Here is a 16,371-nt window from a genome sequence, read left to right on the forward strand (position 1 = left end):
CCTCGAAGGCGGCTACCGCGCCGCCTTCGAGGCCGCCCGGCTGCCGATGGCCGTCCTCGGCCGCGACGGACTGGTGACCGCCGCCAACCCCGCCTTCGGCGACCTGCTGGGCAAGGACCCGCGCGCGCTGGTCAGCGCCTCCGCCGCCGACCTCACCGACCTCGGCGGCGACCCGCACATCTGGACCGCGTACCGCGACGTGCTCGCCGGCCACAGCGACCGGCTGCGCTGCACCCGCCGCCTGAAGCACCCCGAGGGCCACTCCCTCTGGGCCGAGGTGAGCGTCGAGCCGCTGCCCGGCGGGGACCGCGTCCTGCTCTCGGTCACGGACGTCAGCGACCGGCACGACCTGCAGGCCCGGCTGCGCCACCTCCAGATGCACGACCCGGTGACCCGGCTGCCGAACCGGGCCCTCTTCTTCGAGCGGCTGGCCGCGGCCCTGGAGTCGGCTACGTACGACCGGGGCGGCACGGGCCGGATCGGCCTGTGCTACCTCGACCTGGACGGCTTCAAGGCGGTCAACGACACGCTAGGGCACCGCGTCGGCGACCGGCTGCTGGGCGCCGTGGCCCAGCGGCTGGCCCGCTGCGGCGAGCACCCTTCGGGCCGGGCCGGGCGCGGCGGGCAGCTGGTGGCCCGGCTGGGCGGCGACGAGTTCGCGCTGCTGGTGGAGGACTCCACCGGTACCGAGCAGCTGGCCGACCTGGCGCAGTCCGTGCTGGACGCGCTGCAGCGGCCGTTCGATCTGGCGGGCCAGCGGCTCTCGGTGTCCGCGAGCATCGGGGTCGTGGAGCGCGCCGCGGCCGGCACGACCGCGACGGGCCTGATGCAGGCCGCCGACACGACGCTGTACTGGGCCAAGGCGGACGGCAAGGCCCGCTGGACGCTCTTCGATCCGGAGCGCAACGCGCACCGGATGACCCGGCAGGCGCTCTCCAGCACGCTGCGCCCGGCCGTCGACCGCGGCGAGTTCACGCTGGAGTACCAGCCGCTGGTCGGGCTCGGCGACGGCCGGGCGCAGGGCGTGGAGGCGCTCGTACGGTGGCGGCACCCGCAGTTCGGGACACTTCCGCCGAATCGGTTCATCGGATTGGCGGAGGAGAACGGCGCGATCGTCGAGCTGGGCCGCTGGGTCCTGGAGCGCGCCTGCCATCAGGCGCGCGCCTGGCAGCTGGCCCGCCCCGAGGAGCCGCCGCTCTTCGTGAGCGTGAACGTGGCCGTCCGTCAGGTCTGGGACTCCGACCTGGTGGCGGACGTGGCCGGCATCCTCGCCGAGACCGGCCTGGCGCCCGAGCTGCTCCAGCTGGAGCTGACCGAGTCGGCCGTGATGGGCTCGGCGGGCCGCCCGCTCCAGGCGCTCCAGGCGCTCAGCGACATGGGCGTCCGCATCGCCATCGACGACTTCGGCACGGGCTACTCCAACCTGGCCTACCTCAGCCGGCTGCCCGTCTCCGTACTGAAGCTGGACGGCTCCTTCGTCCGCGGCTTCCGCTCCGAGGAGCATCCGAACCCGGCGGACGAGACGATCGTGGAGGCGCTGGTCGCGCTGGCGCACCGGCTGGGCCTGACGGTCACGGCGGAGTGCGTGGAGAACGCCGAGCAGGCCGCACGGCTGCGCCGCATCGGCTGCGACACCGGCCAGGGCTGGCTGTACTCCCGCCCGCTGCCGGCCGACCGGGTCCCGGCACTGCTGGCCGGGCCCCCGGCAGACCGCGAAGAGGGGAACCGGGGCTGACGGGGCCCGTCACCGCCCCGGCAGCCCCGCCCCCCGTCTAGGCCGACGCGCCCGGCAGCCCGTACGCGTCCGCGATCAGCTCGTACGAGCGGAGGCGGGCCGCGCCGCCGTGGGCGTTGGCGGTGATCATCAGCTCGTTGGCGCCGGTGCGCTTGGCGAGGTCGTCCAGGCCCTGGCGAACCGCGTCGGGCGTGCCGTACACGACGTTGCCGAGCCAGCTCTCGACGAAGTCCTCCTCGACCATGCTGTACGGGTGGTTCTCCGCCTCCTCCGGCGTGGGCACCAGGCCGGGCCGGCCGGTGCGCAGCCGGATCATGGACAGCGCCCCGGCCAGTACCTGGCGGCGGGCCTCCGCCTCGGTCTCGCTCGCCAGCGCGCCGACGCCGATCAGCGCGTACGGCTCGTCCAGCACGGCCGACGGGCGGAAGGTCTCGCGGTACAGGTCCAGCGCGGGGATGGTGTTCTGCGCGGAGAAGTGGTGGGCGAAGGCGAACGGCAGGCCGAGCTGGGCCGCGAGCCGGGCGCTGAAGCCGGAGGAGCCGAGCAGCCAGACCGGCGGGCGGTGCGCGGACTGCACGCCGCCGGGCGAGGTGGCCTGAACGGGACCCGGTACCGCATGGATACGGGCATAGGGGTGCCCGTCGGGGAAGTCGTCGTCCAGGAAGCGGATCAGCTCGGCGAGCTGCTGCGGGAAGTCGTCGGCACCCTCGTTGAGCCGCTCGGTGCGGCGCAGCGCGGCGGCGGTGGCGCCGTCGGTGCCGGGGGCGCGGCCGAGGCCGAGGTCGACGCGGCCCGGGGCCATCGCTTCGAGGGTGCCGAACTGCTCGGCGATCACCAGCGGCGCGTGGTTGGGCAGCATCACGCCGCCGGAGCCGAGCCGGATGGACTCGGTCTGCGCGGCCAGGTGGGCCAGGATGACGGCCGGCGAGGAGGAGGCGACGCCGGGCATGGAGTGGTGCTCGGCGACCCAGTAACGGTGGTAGCCGCGGCGCTCGGCGGTCTGCGCGATGGCGGCGGCGGTGCGCAGCGCATCGGTGGCGGTGTTGCCGGCGCCGACGGTCAGCAGGTCCAGTACGGACAGCGGTACGGGCGCGGTGCCGTGGGCCGTGCCCCGGATCTCGTCGGTGCCGGGCGTGCCGGAGGCCCGGTCGGGCTCAGGGGCCGGGCCCCGGCTGTCGTCGTGGTGGCCGCTCACGGTGCGGGTCCTCCTAGATAGCGGGTCTTCCCCGCGACCAACCGGAGTAGAGCTCCGGTTATTCCCGGCGGCCGGTCCGCGAGGCCCCGGTCAGGCCCCGCAGGCCCCCGTCATGCCTCCCGCCGCGGCCCCGCGAAGAGGGTGCCCAGCTCCGGCCGGACGATCTCCCGGTCCAGCAGCCGCAGCCCCTCCCACACGGTGACCTGGTTGGCGGTCAGTACCGGCTTGCGCAGCGCCTCCTCCACGGCGGGGAGGTACGCCGCGGTGTGCAGCGCGGTGTCGGGCAGCAGGACCACCTCGGCGTCCGGATGGTCCCCCGTACGGGCGAGATGCAGTACCTCGTCCAGACCCCAGGTACCCACCTCGGCGGCAGTAATGATGCCGCTGCCGCGGGTCGACACGACCTCCGTACCGGCGGACTTCAGGAAGGCACGGAAGTACTCGGCCACGTCCTCCGGATAGGTCGCCGCGATCGCCACCCGCTCCGCGCCCAGCGCCTGGATGGCCCGCGCGAAGGCGAAGGAGGTGCTGGAGGCGGGCAGCCCGGCGGTGGCCGACAGCTCCCGGACCTGCTCCTGCGCGCCCTCCCAGCCGAAGACGAAGCTGGCGCTCGTGCAGGACCAGACGACGGCCTCCGCACCCTGGTCCTTCAGGTCGGCGACCCCGGCGGCCAGCCGCGCCGCCGACCCCATTTCGAGCAGAGCGTCCACCCGGTGCGCGTCCTCACCGATATCGGTGTGGACCAGCGGCAGCCGGACGCCGCCGCCCAGGAGGGACTCGATACGGGGGTAGTCGTCCTCGGCGGAGTAGCCGGGGTAGAGGAAGCCGACCGTGGCCATGCAGATCTCCCATCCGTCGTGCGGGTGCGGGGGTGCGGAGCGACGTGCTGTTCAGATGGCGTACGCGCCGGCGGCCGGGAGGCCGTCAGGCGTCGTACGTATCGTCCGGAAAGGGCGGGGCGTCGAGCCCCTCGGCCGCCTCGGCCTCCGGCGCCGCGGGCGGCCCGGCGAAGGCCGCCTCGGGCTCCGGCCGGTGCCGCGGCACGGCGTCCGCCGATCCGGACAGCGCCGCGGGGCCGCGTCTCGCGACGGGGTCGAGCAGCGCCTGGTACGGGCCTACCGCGTGGCTGCCGATGGCACGCAGCGCGCCCCACATGGTGACCTGGTTGGCCGACAGGACGGGCATCCGCAGCTCAGCCTCCAGCTGCGGGATCACGTCGTACGTCGGGAGGTTGGTGCAGCTGATGAAGAGCGCGTCGGTCGCGCCCACCACCGCCTGCCGCGCCATGTCGACGACGTCGCGGTAGGGCACCTTCCAGATGTGCCGGGTCAGCCCCAGGTAGGCGCGGCCCGTGACCGTGATGCCGGCTTCTGCCAGATACTCCTCCAGCGAGTCGGTGACGGATTTGGTGTACGGCGTGACCAGGGCGACCCGCCGTGCGCCGATCTCGCACAGCGCGTCCAGCAGCGCCCCCGAGGTGGTCATCGAGGGCACCTCACCGGCCTGCTGCATGGCGGCGCACATGGCGCGCTCGCCCGCCACGCCGCCGACGAAACTGCCCGAGGTGCAGGCGTAGGAGACCACCCGCGGCGATACCGCGGACAGCGCCTGTACCGCCTCCCGGAGCGTTTCGTGCTCACTGACCATCCGGGCGAGGTCGAGCGAGACCTCGACGGGCACGAAAGGGGTGCGGGTGAGGTGGAGGGACACGTCGTCGGGAACCCAGCGCCACAGCTCGCGGTCGAGTGCGAAGTCGAAGGGCGCGACGACGCCCACACCGCACTGAGGCTGTGGGCCCCCCAGAAAAGAGACGTCCATGAATGGCCCCTAGAAGAACGAAGGGCTAGGCCATTGGCCAGGGATTCTGAAACAACCGGCACAAGCCGGGACGTCGGGACAGAGCCGTTGTTGACACGGTAGATACGGCTTCCTAGCGTGGTCAATCCTCGCATCTCAGGCATCTGTCGGCGCCTCCTTCATTTAAAGGGGCACTCGTTTCAGAACGGTTTCTGGCCCATGACCGAAAACACCGTCCTTGTCCTTGGTTCCGACCCGCCGCCGAAGCTCGACAGACTGTCCGGACGCGCCAAAGTGATCTTCGCGGACGAGACCACGCTGGCCGGCCAACTTCCCACCGCCGATGTGCTCTTGGCCTGGGATTTCACCTCCGACGCCATCCGCGACGCCTGGGCCGCAGGCGGCCCGCGGCCCGCCTGGGTGCACACCGCGAGCGCCGGTGTGGACAGGCTCCTGTGTCCTGGGCTGATCGAGGACGAGACCGTGGTGACCAATGCGCGGGGCGTTTTCGAGCAACCGATCGCGGAGTACGTCGCTGGTTTGGTGATCGCGATGGCCAAGGATTTTTATGGCAGTTGGGAACTCCAGCGGCAGCGGCGATGGCAGCACAGGGAAACGCTGCGGGTGGCCGGATCACGGGCCGTCGTGGTCGGTTCCGGGCCGATCGGGCGGGCCATCGGGGAGACCCTGAAGGCGCTCGGGATCAAGGTCGACCTGGTCGGACGCCGGGAGCGGCCGGATGATCCACAGTTCGGACTGGTGCATGCGAGCGACGCGCTGGACGGACTGCTGCCGACCGCCGACTGGGTGGTGTGCGCCGCTCCGCTCACCGAGGAGACCCGCGGTCTTTTCGACCGGCAGGCGTTCGGCCGGATGAAGGAATCGGCCCGTTTCGTGAACGTGGGGCGCGGCCCGATGGTGATCGAGCAGGATCTCGTCGAGGCGCTGCGCGGCTGGAAGATCGCGGCCGCCGCACTGGACGTCTTCCAGCAGGAGCCGCTGGGCACCGACAGTCTCCTGTGGGACGTCCCGCACCTGATCGTCTCGCCGCACATGTGCGGGGACACCCTCGGCTGGCGGGACGCGCTCGCCGAGCAGTTCGTGGACAACTACGACCGCTGGGTGGCGGGCGAGCCGCTGCTCAACGTTGTCGACAAGCGGCTGGGGTACGTGCCGGTGCAGTAGGCCACGCGTACGTCCTCCGCCGCGCCCGCCCGCGCCCCGGCCCGCCGGGGCGCATTCCGCGCACACTCCGCTCCCCCGATGGAGGGCTTGATGACCGAACTGGCGGATCTCACAGCACTGCGGCTCACGGCCGGCTACGCGGCCGGCGAGTTCTCCCCCGTCGAGGCGGCGCGGGCCGCGCTGGACCGGGCGGAGCGGGTGCAGCCGCACGTCAACGCCTTCACCCGGCTGGAGGCCGACGAGGCGCTGTCCGCCGCGAAGGAGTCCGCGGAACGCTGGCGGGCCGGCACCCCGGCCGGGCCGCTGGACGGCGTACCGGTCACCGTGAAGGACATCATCCTGATGCGCGGCGGCCCGACCCTGCGCGGCTCGCGGACCGTGCGCGCGAACCAGGCGTGGGACGAGGACGCGCCCTCGGTCGCCCGGCTGCGGGAGCAGGGCGCGGTCTTCATCGGGAAGACCACGACGCCCGAGTTCGCCTGGAAGGGCGTCACCGACAGCCCGCTCCACGGGATCACCGGCAATCCGTACGACCCGCAGCGCACCGCAGGCGGCTCCAGCGGGGGCGGCGCGGCGGCCGTGGCGCTGGGCGCCGGGCCGCTGAGCCTGGGGACGGACGGCGGCGGCTCGGTCCGCATCCCCGCCTCCTTCTGCGGGTGCTTCGCGCTGAAGCCGACGTACGGGCGGGTGCCGATGTATCCGTCGAGCCCGTTCGGGACGCTGGCCCATGTAGGGCCGATGACGAAGGACGCGGCGGACGCGGCCCTGCTGATGGATGCGATCTCCGGCCCGGACTGGCGGGACTGGTCGCAGCTCGGCCCGGTGTCCGGCTCCTTCGTGGAGCAGCTCTCGGGTCCGGTGGCCGGGCTGCGGGTGGCGTACAGCCCGGCGCTCGGCTGGGACGTGCCGGTGCGGCCCGAGGTCGCGGCGGCGGTCCGGCGGGCCGTGGAGAAGCTGGCGGAGCTGGGCGCGCACGTGGAGGAGGTCGACCCGGAGATCGAGGACCCGGTGGAGGCGTTCCACACTCTGTGGTTCAGCGGGATCGCCCGGGTCGTGCAGCCGCTCGGGGAGGAGGCGCGCGAGCTGCTGGAGCCGGCGCTGCGCACGGTGTGCGAGCAGGGCGAGCGCTACAGCGCGCTGGACTACCTGGCGGCGGTGGACGTGCGGATGGCGCTCGGCCGGCAGCTGGGGCGGTTCCACGAGACGTACGACCTGCTGGTCACGCCGACCGAGCCGATCACGGCCTTCGAGGCGGGCGTGGAGGTGCCGAAGGGGCCGGGGCACGAGCGCTGGACCGGCTGGACGCCGTTCACATATCCCTTCAACATGACGCAGCAGCCCGCCGCGACGCTGCCGTGCGGCGTGGACGGCGACGGGCTGCCGATCGGGGTGCAGCTGGTCGGCGCGCGGCACGCGGACGCGCTGGTGCTGCGCGCCGCGCACGCCCTGTACGGGACCGGGGTGGCGGACATCCCGCCCCCGGCGCTCGCGGCTACGCCCGGCGGAAGCTGAGCGTCTCGCCGAGCGCGCCGGCCCGCCAGAGGTCCTGGCAGGCGTCGGCCATCCGGTCCAGGCCGTCCACGACGGAGCCCCAGACGATGCCCGGGACCCAGCCCGCGTCACCGTTGATCAGCAGGTTGTTGCGCTCGTAGAAGAGCGCGAGGTCGACGACGGTGGCGCGCTCGGCGTGCGCGGCCTTCGCGCCCTGCCGCTCGGCCGCCGCCTCGTATCCGTACGAGGAGGTGGCCAGCTGGGTGTCGGTGAAGGTGAAGTAGCACAGGTCGCCGGGGATCGGGGTGATCGTGGGGTTCTCCAGCGGCGGCTCCTCGGGGGCGAAGGGCGGCACCAGGGCGTAGATCTCGTTGCGGGCGTACTTGGCGTGGTAGACGTCGCCGCCGAGCGGGAGCGCGTCCCAGACGGCGGCGCAGGTGACGGGCGCGCGGTCGTCGAGCAGCTTGGCCGTGCAGCGCACGCCGCGCTTGTCCAGGGAGACCTCGATGAAGCGGTCGGCCATGATGACCCCTCTTGGTTGATTACCATGCTTGTCGGGCTTACCGGTCAATGCCGGTCATCAGCGATGTATCACCCGGCACCCGAGCGTAGGGCGTCCCCGGACACTTCCCCGGACGGCACGGGAAAAGTCATTTCCCTCCTGTCCCAACCACCCCACACATAGCCGCTGTTACACCCATGTTTCCCCCGGCAACTCCGTGTACGACCCCTTCGGTACCGGAAGCATCAAGGGCGGGAAACGATCGGCATAGGTCCGCCGCCTTCGGGTAGTCGCGCGCCCATGGCTCCACCAATGGGGAACACCAAAGAAATCAGGCGAAGTTCCGGCAGCGGCCTCCGCCGCCGCACGCTGCTCGCGGGGGTGGCGGCGCTCGGCGCGGCAGGCGCGATGGGCGCGACGAGCGCGTGCAGCCGGGTCTCGACTGCCGACACCGGAGACGGCGGACACCTGCTGGAACAGCTGCGCGCCAAGGGCGCCGTACGGCTGGGCCTGGCGGGCGAGCAGCCGTACAGCTACATCGGGAAGGACGGGAAGATGACCGGCTCGGCGCCGGCCATCGCCGAGCGGATCTTCAAGCGGCTGGGCGTGCCGAGCGTCCAGCCGTTCGCCACGGAATTCGGCTCGCTGATCACCGGGCTGAATTCCCTCCAGTTCGATGTCGTGGCGGCCGGCATGTACATCAATCCGGAACGCTGCGAACAGGTGATTTTCGCCGATCCCGAATACCAGATGCTCGATGCCTTCATCGTGCCGAAGGGGAATCCCAAGAACCTCCGCAACTACAAGGACATCGCCAGGACCGGCGCCCACATGGCGACCGGCGTCGGCTTCGCGGAGATCGACTACGCCAAGGAGGCCGGGGTCAAGCGCATCACGACCCTGCCCGACGCGCTCGCCGGGCTGCTCGCCGTCGAGCAGGGGCGCATCGACGTGTTCGCCGGCACCGCGGTGACCGTGCGGAACGTCGTGCACGAGACCGAGACGACGAAGGCGGAGGCCACCGGGGAAGTCACGCCGTACGTGGACGGAAAGCCGGTCATCGACGTCGGCGGCTTCGCCTTCCGGAGCCCGGAGACCCATCTCCGGGACGCCTTCAACCGCGAGCTGCACAAGATGAAGGAGAGCGGCGAACTCCTGGACGTCATGCGGCCTTTCGGCTTCACGAAGGAGCAGATGACGACCATCACCGCTAAGGAGAAGTGCAAGCCATGAGCGAAATCAGCTGGGGTTTGTGGGAACTCCTCCTCAAAGGCGTCTGGATCACCGTTCAGCTGACGGTCTACAGCGCCGCACTCGCCGCCGTGGTGGCCTTCGTCATCGGGCTGGCCCGTACCCACCGGCTGTGGATCGTGCGCTTCCTGTCCGGCGCGTACTTCGAGGTCTTCCGCGGTACGTCCGCGCTGATCCTGATGTTCTGGATCTTCTTCGTGCTCCCGATCGGCTTCGGCTGGCAGCTGGTCCCCCTGTGGGCCGCCACCCTTGCCCTGGGCCTGAGCTACGGCGCGTACGGCTCGGAAGTCGTACGCGGCGCCGTGAGCGCCGTCGCGCCCGCCCAGCGCGAGGCGGGCATCGCGCTCAGCTTCAGCCCCGCCCAGCAGCTGCGGAAGATCATCCTGCCGCAGGCGTGGCCGGAGATGGTCCCGCCGTTCAACAACCTGCTGATCGAGCTGCTCAAGGGCACGGCCCTGGTCTCGATCATGGGCGTGGCCGACATCGCCTTCGGCGCCTCGCTGGTACGCAACGCCACCGGTCAGAGCGCCCCCGTCTACACGATCATCCTGGTCATGTACTTCATCCTGGCCTTCCTGCTGACGCGCGGGATGCGGGTCGTGGAGCGGCAGGCCAAGGCCGGTATCGGCCAGACCCCCACGAAGCGTGAGGGCCTGCGCAGCAAGCTGAGTGCCGGCCAGGTCGGCGACATCACGCGCTCCGGCGCGGCCCCGGCGGGAGGTGCCGGCCAGTGAACTGGAACTGGAACGCGGTCGGCGACTTCATGCCGATGTTCTTGCACGGCCTCCTGGTCACCCTGGAGGCCCTGGCGCTCGGCTCGCTGATCGCCTTCGCCCTCGGGCTGGTCTGGGCCATGGCGCAGCGCTCCGAGCACGCCGTGGTGCGCTGGCCGGTGGTGGGGGTCACCGAATTCATCCGCAACACCCCCCTCCTCGTCCAGCTGTTCTTCCTCTACTACGTACTGCCCGAGTGGGGAATCACGCTCTCGGCGCTGACCACCGGCGTGATCGGCCTCGGTCTGCACTACTCGACGTACACCGCCGAGGTCTACCGCGCCGGCATCGACGGCGTACCGGTGGGCCAGTGGGAGGCGGCGACCGCGCTCAGCCTGCCGCGCATGCGGACCTGGGGCGCGGTGATCCTGCCGCAGGCGATCCGGCGGGTCGTGCCGGCACTGGGCAACTACGTCGTCGCGATGCTGAAGGACACGCCGATGATCTTCGTGATCGGCGTGCTGGAGATGCTGGGCGAGGCCCGCCAGTTCTCCTCGCAGACCTTCCAGACCATCGAGCCCTACACGGTCGTCGGCCTCGCCTTCATCGTCATCGCCTACCCGGCTTCCCTTCTCCTGCGAGCCCTGGAGCGTCGTCTTGTCCGCTGACAGCAACCTCTCGAAAGAAACGGCAAACCCGGCGGTGGACGGCAGCGAGCTGATCCGCTTCGACCACGTCACCAAGCGCTTCGGGACCAATACGGTCCTGGACTCGCTGGACTTCACGGTCTCCTCGGGCAAGCACGTCACCCTCATCGGCCCGTCCGGGTCCGGCAAGACCACGATCCTGCGGCTGCTGATGACGCTGCTGAAGCCGGACGAGGGCACGATCAGGGTGGGCGGGGAGTACCTCACCCACGAGAAGAAGGGCGAGAAGCTCGTACCGGCCGGCGAGCGGCACACCCGCGAGGTGCGCAAGAACATCGGCATGGTCTTCCAGCAGTTCAACCTCTTCCCCAACATGAAGGTGCTGCGCAACGTCACCGAGGCGCCGGTGCATGTACTGGGGATGCCCAAGGAAGCGGCCGAGGAGCGCGCCCACGAGCTGCTGGACCTGGTCGGCCTGACCGAGCACGTGGACAAGTACCCCACCCAGCTCTCCGGCGGCCAGCAGCAGCGGGTCGCCATCGCGCGTGCCCTGGCCATGCGGCCGCAGGTGCTGCTCCTGGACGAGGTCACCTCCGCGCTCGACCCGGAGCTGGTGGCCGGCGTCCTGGACGTACTGCGGGACATCGCGCACACGACCGACATCACGATGCTGTGCGTGACGCACGAGATGAACTTCGCGCGGGACATCTCCGATGACGTCCTGATGTTCGACGCGGGCCGGGTCATCGAGTCCGGGCCGCCGGAGAAGATCTTCACGGAGCCGGAGCACGAGCGGACGCGGGAGTTCCTGAGCGCGGTGCTCTGACTCCCCGGCGCACCGACGGCCCGCCGCCCTACGAGGGGCGGCGGGCCGTTTTGTCCTTCGAAACCGTGACTCTGGCATATGCCGTGGTGGTGAATCGCTGAACAGAAGCGTGCTGAACGACGATTTTCACTCAAGCCCCCCTCCTGTAAGCCGGGTTGGCCGCTATCGTGGTACGAGCCCCGCCACCCGGTAAGGCCGCGCGACGCATGGTGTCCGTGACGGGTGGCGACGGTGACGATGCAAACGGTCACAACCCGCTAGGGGGACACCGTGGCGCCGACGTACGAGCCCACCGCGCCTTACCATTCGGTGCGCTACGCACTCCGTGTGCTCGAAACGGTTTCCCGGCACCCGACCGGCACGACCGATGCGCAGATAGCGCGGGAGACCGGTCTGCCTGCCGCCCACCTCACCCACATGCTGGCGATGCTGCGCCGCGAGGGCTATCTCGACCAGCTGTCCGACGGCGCGTACGTGGTCGGCGAGTCCCTGGCGCTGCTCGGCGGCGGCGTCGACCGCGCCCAGGCGCTCAACGACAAGCTGCAGACCTCGCTCGACGAGCTGCGCGACTCCGTCGGCGCCGCGGTCTACATCAGCCGCTACATCGACGGCGAGGTGCGCATCCTGCACTACGCCGACGGCCCGCAGACCCCCAAGGTCAACGAGTGGGCGGAGTTCCACCGCACGGCGCACGCGAGCGCGATGGGCAAGTGTCTGCTCGCCCAGCTCGACCACGACGGCCGGCGGGACCACCTCTCGCGGCACAAGACCGCCCGGCTCACCTCCCGGACGATCACCAACGAGAAGGTGCTCTTCCACAAGCTCGACAGCCAGCCGGCCTCCGTCCCCGTCCTGGACCTCCAGGAGTACGCCGTCGGCACGGTCTGCGCGGCCGTCCCGATCACGGCCGGCGCGACGGTGGGCTGCCTCGCGCTGTCGATGCCGCTGGAGCACGCCCACCGGCTGCGCAAGGCCGCCGACACACTGAACCGCAGGGCGGCTCCGGTCCTGCTGTCGCTGGCACTCTGAGCAGCACAGGCCCCGGCGGTGTGGCCGGGGCCACATGGTCGGAAGCACCCCTCGGGACCGGGTAGTATTTACGTCGTCAGCAGGCGCCGCTAGCTCAGTTGGTTAGAGCAGCTGACTCTTAATCAGCGGGTCCGGGGTTCGAGTCCCTGGCGGCGCACAGACAGCGAAGGCCCTCACTCCGGTGAGGGCCTTCGTCGTGTACCGGGCGTCGTGCACCGGGACCGCCCGGCCGGGCCTTACGACAGGTTCACGTCGGCGCAGGAGTAGAAGGCATTGCCGGTGTCGGCGATGTTCCAGACGCCGAGGATCATGTGCCGGCCGGTGTGGCCGGTCGGGACGGTACCCTGCTGGCTCCAGGTCTCCGGCGGCTGCTTGCCGCCCAGCGGCACGGTCATGAAGGGCTGCGATTCGAGTGCCGCGCGGGTGAGCAGCTTGCTCGGGTCCCAGCCCTGCTTGGTGATGTAGTACCGGAAGTCCGTCGTGGCGTGCCGCGCGGTCATCTTCCAGCTGAAGGTGAAGCCCTGGCCCGCCTTGAGCGCCGTGGCGGGCCACTGGCCGCCGCGCGGGTCGTCCAGCTGGGCGAACGAGGAGTTGCCGCCGGCACAGATCTTGCCGTCGGCGGGGCCCGCGGCCGGGAAGCCCTTCGGGCCCTCGACGCTCTGCGGCTCCCATTGGATGGCGCCGCAGTCCTTGACGGTGCCGGCGGCGCACAGCGACTGCCGGCTCGGGGGCTGGGTGCCGTAACCGTGGCTGGAGGCGCTGCCGGTGGCGAGCAGGGAGGCGCCGGCTATGCCGAGGGTGATCACTGCGACGCTGATCTTCTTGCGCATGCTTCGCTCCTGAACGTGGGGGAGGTTCCGTGAGAGCCGTGCATTGCGGTCTAGACCAAGTCGCAGCGTAATGACGGCTGTTGTACTTGTCCAGACCAATTGCCGAGGCGCTCAGTTCACTTCCGTTCCGCTCAGTTCACTTCCGTTCCCCTCGGTTCAGCTCGGTTCGGCTCAATTCCGCTCAGTTCCGCTCGGCGAAGAGCCGGGCGAGGTGCGCGTCCAGGTCGAGGAAGCGGCCCTCCTCTCCCGGCGGCACCACCTCGGCCGTTGCCCGTACCCAGGCCGCCAGGTCCGTGGCCTCGGCCGTCAGCGCGCACGCGCTCCCGGCGGACCGCAGCTCGATGTGGACCCGGCGGACCCCGACCGCGTCCCGGAACGGCCGCATCCGCACGTCCCCCTCGCCCGCCGGGCCGCGCAGCCCGGCGAGCAGCAGCTCCCGCGAGAACACCCAGGTCGTGACCGTACGGCCCTGGCTGACGAAGGCGACCCGCACCTCGTACGGGCGGTCGCTGCGGTAGCCGAACCGGCCCGCCACCGGCACGACGGTGTCCGGGCCGAGCAGCAGCTGCAGTTCAAGGGTGCGCGTCGTGGCGGCCACCACGGCGCCTCACTCCTGCGCCGCCGCGCTGCCGCGGGCGGTGTAGAACGCCACGGTCAGGTCCTTGACCAGCGCCTTGCGTTCGTAGTCGTCCAGCTCCACCAGCCCCCGGGTGGTGAGCCGCCGTACCGTGTCGTCCACCGCGTCCACCACCGAGGTCAGCACGGTGTCGCGGTGCCGGGCGTCGATCGCGGCGATCTGCCGGCGGTGCATGGCGGTCGCCACCTCCGGCGCGTACTCGATGCGCGTGGGCTGCGCGGAGAACACCTCGATGCCCACCGGGCGGCAGTCGGCGGCGAGCTGCGCGGTCAGCGCGTCGCCCACCGCGTCCGCGTCCCGCAGACTCGGCGACTCCTCGTGGAAGGCGTCGGCGGGCAGTCGGCCGAGCACCCGGGCGGTCCCCGCCTCCACCTGTTCGCGCAGGTAGGTGACGTGATCGTCGACCGCGTACCGGGCCCGCGCGGCGTCCACGACCCGCCAGACCACCAGCACCACGGCCCGCAGCTGCACCCCGGCCGCGTCCACCGCCGGCATCGGCTCGCTGCGCCAGTGCCGCAGCCGCACGTCCACCCGGCGGCGGCGCAGCACGGGGTTGATCCACACGAGACCGGTGCGCCGAACGGTGCCGCGGTAGCGCCCGAAGAGGCTGAGCACCCAGGCGCCGCCGACCCGGCCGCGGGCCAGCCCGCCGAGCGCGAAGAGGGTGGCCGCGCAGCCCAGTACGAGCAGCGCCAGGTCGCGGGGCGACAGCGGCGCAGCGGCCCGGCCGGGCAGCCGCAGCAGGCGTACGGCCTGGTCGGGCAGCATTCCGTGCCACCACAGCAGCGCCCCGCAGGACGCGGCGGCGAGCAGCCCGGCGCACAGCGCGGGTGCGCCGGGGAGCGAGGGGCCGCGCCGCTCGGTGAGGTCCGGGTCCTCGTCGGGGACGCGCCGGCTGCCGGGCCGTACGGACGCGGGGCGAGCCGGGCCGGTTTCCTCGGTGGTGGCCGGGGAGGTGACCCGGCTGCCGGCGTCGACCACGCCGAGGGCGTCGGTCAGTACCGCGCGCTCGGCGGTGTCGAGCAGCTCCTCGGCGGCCTCGATGCCGGCCGTCGGCGGCAGGTCCTGCGGGCCCGGGTCCGGCTGGGGCTCCGGCACGGGCTCGGGTTCGGGCTTCGGCACGGGCGCCGGGTCGGGCATCGGCTCGGAGGCGGCCGCCCAGTGGGGCCGGCCGGAGGGTACGGTGCCCGCGGAATCCGTGGGCGCGGGCCCCGGCGGACCCGTAGGTGCGGATCCCGGCGAGACCGTGGGCGCGCCCCCGGCCGGGACGCCGAATTCGTCCACGAAGGGGAGTCCCGTGTCCGGGTCCATCAGGGGGACCATCCGCGGCGCCGGTCCGTAGCCCCGCGCCTCGGCCCCCGCCGGGAACGCGGTGTCCGGCTGTCCGCTGTCCGTTCTGCCTGCCATGAAGTGCTCCGTCATAGGAAGAGTCGCCGCCAGGTCTCGGGGCCGGGACGGCCGTCCGCGTCGGCGCCGCGCCAGCCCTGCGCGCGCTGGAACGCCTCGACGTTCCTGCGGTCCGCCTCCGACCAGCGCGGTCCGGGGCCCGAGGTGTAGTACTTGCCGTAGCCCTTCTTCACGAGCTGCCGGCCGAGCCGGGTGATGTGGTCGCCGCTCTCGCCGGGCCGGAAGTGCCGGACGCCGGGGAAGCCGCCCGCCTTGCCGGCGGCCGTGTGGCCGCCGATGTTCCGGCCCTTGCCGCCGGTGAGATACGCCCAGGTGTCCGGCCCGGGCAGGCCGTCGGCCTCCGCGCCGCGCCATCCCTGGGCGCGCTGGAAGGCCCGGGTGGCGTCGCGGTCCGCCGAGCTCCAGCGCGGCCCGGGCCCGGAGCGGTAGTACGCGCCGCCGCCGCGGGCGACCAGCAGCCGCCCGAGCTCGGTCACCCACGCGTTGTCGGCGCCGGGCCCGAAGTGCCCGAGGCCGGGGAAGGCGGCGGAGAAGCCGTCCGGGAGCCCGCCCTCGGGAAGCCCGCCGTCGGGCATGCCGCTCTCGGGGAGGCCGTTGTCCGGAAGACCGCTGTCGACCAGGTTCCGGTAGCGATAGGGCACGTATTTGCCGGCGTTGCTCCAATACGCGTACGGGGTGACCTTCTTCCGGGCGTGTTGCGGCGCCAGTTCGTACGCGACGTACTTCTTCCGGGAGGCGTCCGCCCAGCCGCCGAAGATGGTCACGTGCGAGCCGGCCGACGGGTTCCCCGCGTTGTGGTACAGCAGGATGTCGCCGGGCCGCAGCTCGTCCTTTGTTATCCGCACGGCGTACCGGCTGAGCGATCCGGTCCACTGGTTGCTGCCCAGCCCCCAGGCCATCGAGACGAAGCCCGAGCAGTCCTCGCGGTAGCCGTCGGACCAGTAGCCGTTCATGTTGTACGGCACCCGGGCCGCGATCCACGCCTTCGCCCGGGCGATGATCGCCGCGCGCGTGGTGGAGCGCGGCTCGTCGGCGGGCCGCGCGCGCCCGCTGCCGGTACCGCCGTACAGGCCGCTGACCTGGCCCTGGGTACCCGGCGCCGCCTCCGGGGCCGGGTACCCAGGGC

The 16,371-nt window shown here is 71.8% G+C and carries 16 protein-coding genes and 1 tRNA gene; 9 read left to right on the forward strand and 8 right to left on the reverse strand.

Annotated features, from left to right (window positions below; all coding sequences use genetic code 11):
• A partial coding sequence (locus tag CCS38_RS07825; RefSeq protein ID WP_223732464.1) for a putative bifunctional diguanylate cyclase/phosphodiesterase occupies positions 1–1,735 on the forward strand: 1,735 nt, incomplete at its 5' end.
• A gap of 37 nt (positions 1,736–1,772) precedes the next feature.
• On the opposite strand, the gene CCS38_RS07830 is transcribed toward CCS38_RS07825, so the two are convergent.
• The 3 genes from CCS38_RS07830 to CCS38_RS07840 form a co-directional block, all read right to left on the reverse strand.
• Entirely contained in the window at positions 1,773–2,852 is a 1,080-nt protein-coding gene (locus CCS38_RS07830; RefSeq protein ID WP_030250099.1) for an LLM class flavin-dependent oxidoreductase, read from the reverse strand.
• Between the two features lie 188 nt (positions 2,853–3,040).
• Positions 3,041–3,769 (reverse strand): maleate cis-trans isomerase family protein, encoded by a 729-nt coding sequence (locus CCS38_RS07835; RefSeq protein WP_223732465.1) that lies wholly within the window; start codon positions 3,767–3,769, stop codon positions 3,041–3,043.
• Positions 3,770–3,854: 85 nt separating this feature from the next.
• On the reverse strand, positions 3,855–4,748 hold the full coding sequence (locus CCS38_RS07840; protein ID WP_223732466.1) for a maleate cis-trans isomerase family protein: 894 nt from the start codon (positions 4,746–4,748) through the stop codon (positions 3,855–3,857).
• A gap of 198 nt (positions 4,749–4,946) precedes the next feature.
• On the opposite strand from CCS38_RS07840, the gene CCS38_RS07845 reads away from it, so the two are divergent.
• Positions 4,947–5,912 carry a D-2-hydroxyacid dehydrogenase gene (locus tag CCS38_RS07845; RefSeq protein ID WP_223732467.1) on the forward strand — a complete coding sequence of 322 codons (966 nt, stop codon included), beginning with the start codon at positions 4,947–4,949 and terminating at the stop codon, positions 5,910–5,912.
• 90 nt (positions 5,913–6,002) lie between these two features.
• Entirely contained in the window at positions 6,003–7,424 is a 1,422-nt protein-coding gene (locus CCS38_RS07850; RefSeq protein ID WP_223732468.1) for an amidase, read from the forward strand.
• Here CCS38_RS07850 and CCS38_RS07855 read toward each other — a convergent pair.
• Entirely contained in the window at positions 7,405–7,926 is a 522-nt protein-coding gene (locus tag CCS38_RS07855; RefSeq protein WP_031063065.1) for a DUF3830 family protein, read from the reverse strand. The two genes, CCS38_RS07850 and CCS38_RS07855, sit on opposite strands and share 20 nt — an antisense overlap.
• Positions 7,927–8,205: 279 nt before the next feature.
• Here CCS38_RS07855 and ehuB point away from each other — a divergent pair, with 279 nt between their 5' ends.
• The 6 genes from ehuB (at position 8,206) to CCS38_RS07885 (ending at position 12,528) form a co-directional block, all read left to right on the forward strand.
• A complete protein-coding gene (gene ehuB, locus CCS38_RS07860; protein ID WP_223732469.1) occupies positions 8,206–9,138 on the forward strand; it encodes an ectoine/hydroxyectoine ABC transporter substrate-binding protein EhuB in 933 nt (310 codons plus the stop codon).
• Positions 9,135–9,890, forward strand: a complete 756-nt coding sequence (ehuC, locus tag CCS38_RS07865; protein WP_223732470.1) for an ectoine/hydroxyectoine ABC transporter permease subunit EhuC — start codon at positions 9,135–9,137, stop codon at positions 9,888–9,890. The genes ehuB and ehuC overlap by 4 nt, the downstream gene beginning before the upstream one ends.
• Positions 9,887–10,537, forward strand: coding sequence for an ectoine/hydroxyectoine ABC transporter permease subunit EhuD (gene ehuD, locus CCS38_RS07870; protein WP_223732471.1), 651 nt, complete (start codon positions 9,887–9,889; stop codon positions 10,535–10,537). Before ehuC ends, ehuD begins: the two co-directional genes overlap by 4 nt.
• A complete protein-coding gene (gene ehuA, locus CCS38_RS07875) occupies positions 10,527–11,342 on the forward strand; it encodes an ectoine/hydroxyectoine ABC transporter ATP-binding protein EhuA (RefSeq protein WP_223732472.1) in 816 nt (271 codons plus the stop codon). The genes ehuD and ehuA overlap by 11 nt, the downstream gene beginning before the upstream one ends.
• A gap of 270 nt (positions 11,343–11,612) precedes the next feature.
• Positions 11,613–12,371 (forward strand): IclR family transcriptional regulator, encoded by a 759-nt coding sequence (locus CCS38_RS07880; RefSeq protein WP_223732473.1) that lies wholly within the window; start codon positions 11,613–11,615, stop codon positions 12,369–12,371.
• 83 nt (positions 12,372–12,454) lie between these two features.
• Positions 12,455–12,528: transfer RNA gene (locus tag CCS38_RS07885), tRNA-Lys, on the forward strand.
• Positions 12,529–12,607: 79 nt separating this feature from the next.
• Here CCS38_RS07885 and CCS38_RS07890 read toward each other — a convergent pair.
• From CCS38_RS07890 to CCS38_RS07905, 4 genes are all read right to left on the reverse strand, one after another.
• Positions 12,608–13,201, reverse strand: coding sequence for a lytic polysaccharide monooxygenase auxiliary activity family 9 protein (locus tag CCS38_RS07890; RefSeq protein ID WP_223732474.1), 594 nt, complete (start codon positions 13,199–13,201; stop codon positions 12,608–12,610).
• Positions 13,202–13,382: 181 nt separating this feature from the next.
• Entirely contained in the window at positions 13,383–13,799 is a 417-nt protein-coding gene (locus CCS38_RS07895; protein WP_223732475.1) for an SsgA family sporulation/cell division regulator, read from the reverse strand.
• A gap of 9 nt (positions 13,800–13,808) precedes the next feature.
• On the reverse strand, positions 13,809–15,245 hold the full coding sequence (locus CCS38_RS07900) for an SPFH domain-containing protein (protein WP_223732476.1): 1,437 nt from the start codon (positions 15,243–15,245) through the stop codon (positions 13,809–13,811).
• A gap of 11 nt (positions 15,246–15,256) precedes the next feature.
• Positions 15,257–16,371 (reverse strand): peptidoglycan-binding protein (locus CCS38_RS07905; RefSeq protein WP_223732477.1); only part of this gene is annotated, 1,115 nt, incomplete at its 5' end.

Source organism: Streptomyces purpurogeneiscleroticus (assembly GCF_020024005.1).
Lineage (GTDB): Bacteria > Actinomycetota > Actinomycetes > Streptomycetales > Streptomycetaceae > Streptomyces > Streptomyces purpurogeneiscleroticus.

Excerpts from the sequence above, each read along its gene's own strand:
- CCS38_RS07835 (WP_223732465.1), bottom strand. The coding sequence starts at position 3,769 with ATGGCCACGGTCGGCTTCCTCTACCCCGGCTACTCCGCCGAGGACGAC.
- CCS38_RS07840 (WP_223732466.1), bottom strand. The coding sequence starts at position 4,748 with ATGGACGTCTCTTTTCTGGGGGGCCCACAGCCTCAGTGCGGTGTGGGC.
- CCS38_RS07845 (WP_223732467.1), top strand. The coding sequence starts at position 4,947 with ATGACCGAAAACACCGTCCTTGTCCTTGGTTCCGACCCGCCGCCGAAG.
- CCS38_RS07850 (WP_223732468.1), top strand. The coding sequence starts at position 6,003 with ATGACCGAACTGGCGGATCTCACAGCACTGCGGCTCACGGCCGGCTAC.
- CCS38_RS07855 (WP_031063065.1), bottom strand. The coding sequence starts at position 7,926 with ATGGCCGACCGCTTCATCGAGGTCTCCCTGGACAAGCGCGGCGTGCGC.
- ehuB (WP_223732469.1), top strand. The coding sequence starts at position 8,206 with ATGGCTCCACCAATGGGGAACACCAAAGAAATCAGGCGAAGTTCCGGC.
- ehuC (WP_223732470.1), top strand. The coding sequence starts at position 9,135 with ATGAGCGAAATCAGCTGGGGTTTGTGGGAACTCCTCCTCAAAGGCGTC.
- CCS38_RS07890 (WP_223732474.1), bottom strand. The coding sequence starts at position 13,201 with ATGCGCAAGAAGATCAGCGTCGCAGTGATCACCCTCGGCATAGCCGGC.
- CCS38_RS07900 (WP_223732476.1), bottom strand. The coding sequence starts at position 15,245 with ATGGCAGGCAGAACGGACAGCGGACAGCCGGACACCGCGTTCCCGGCG.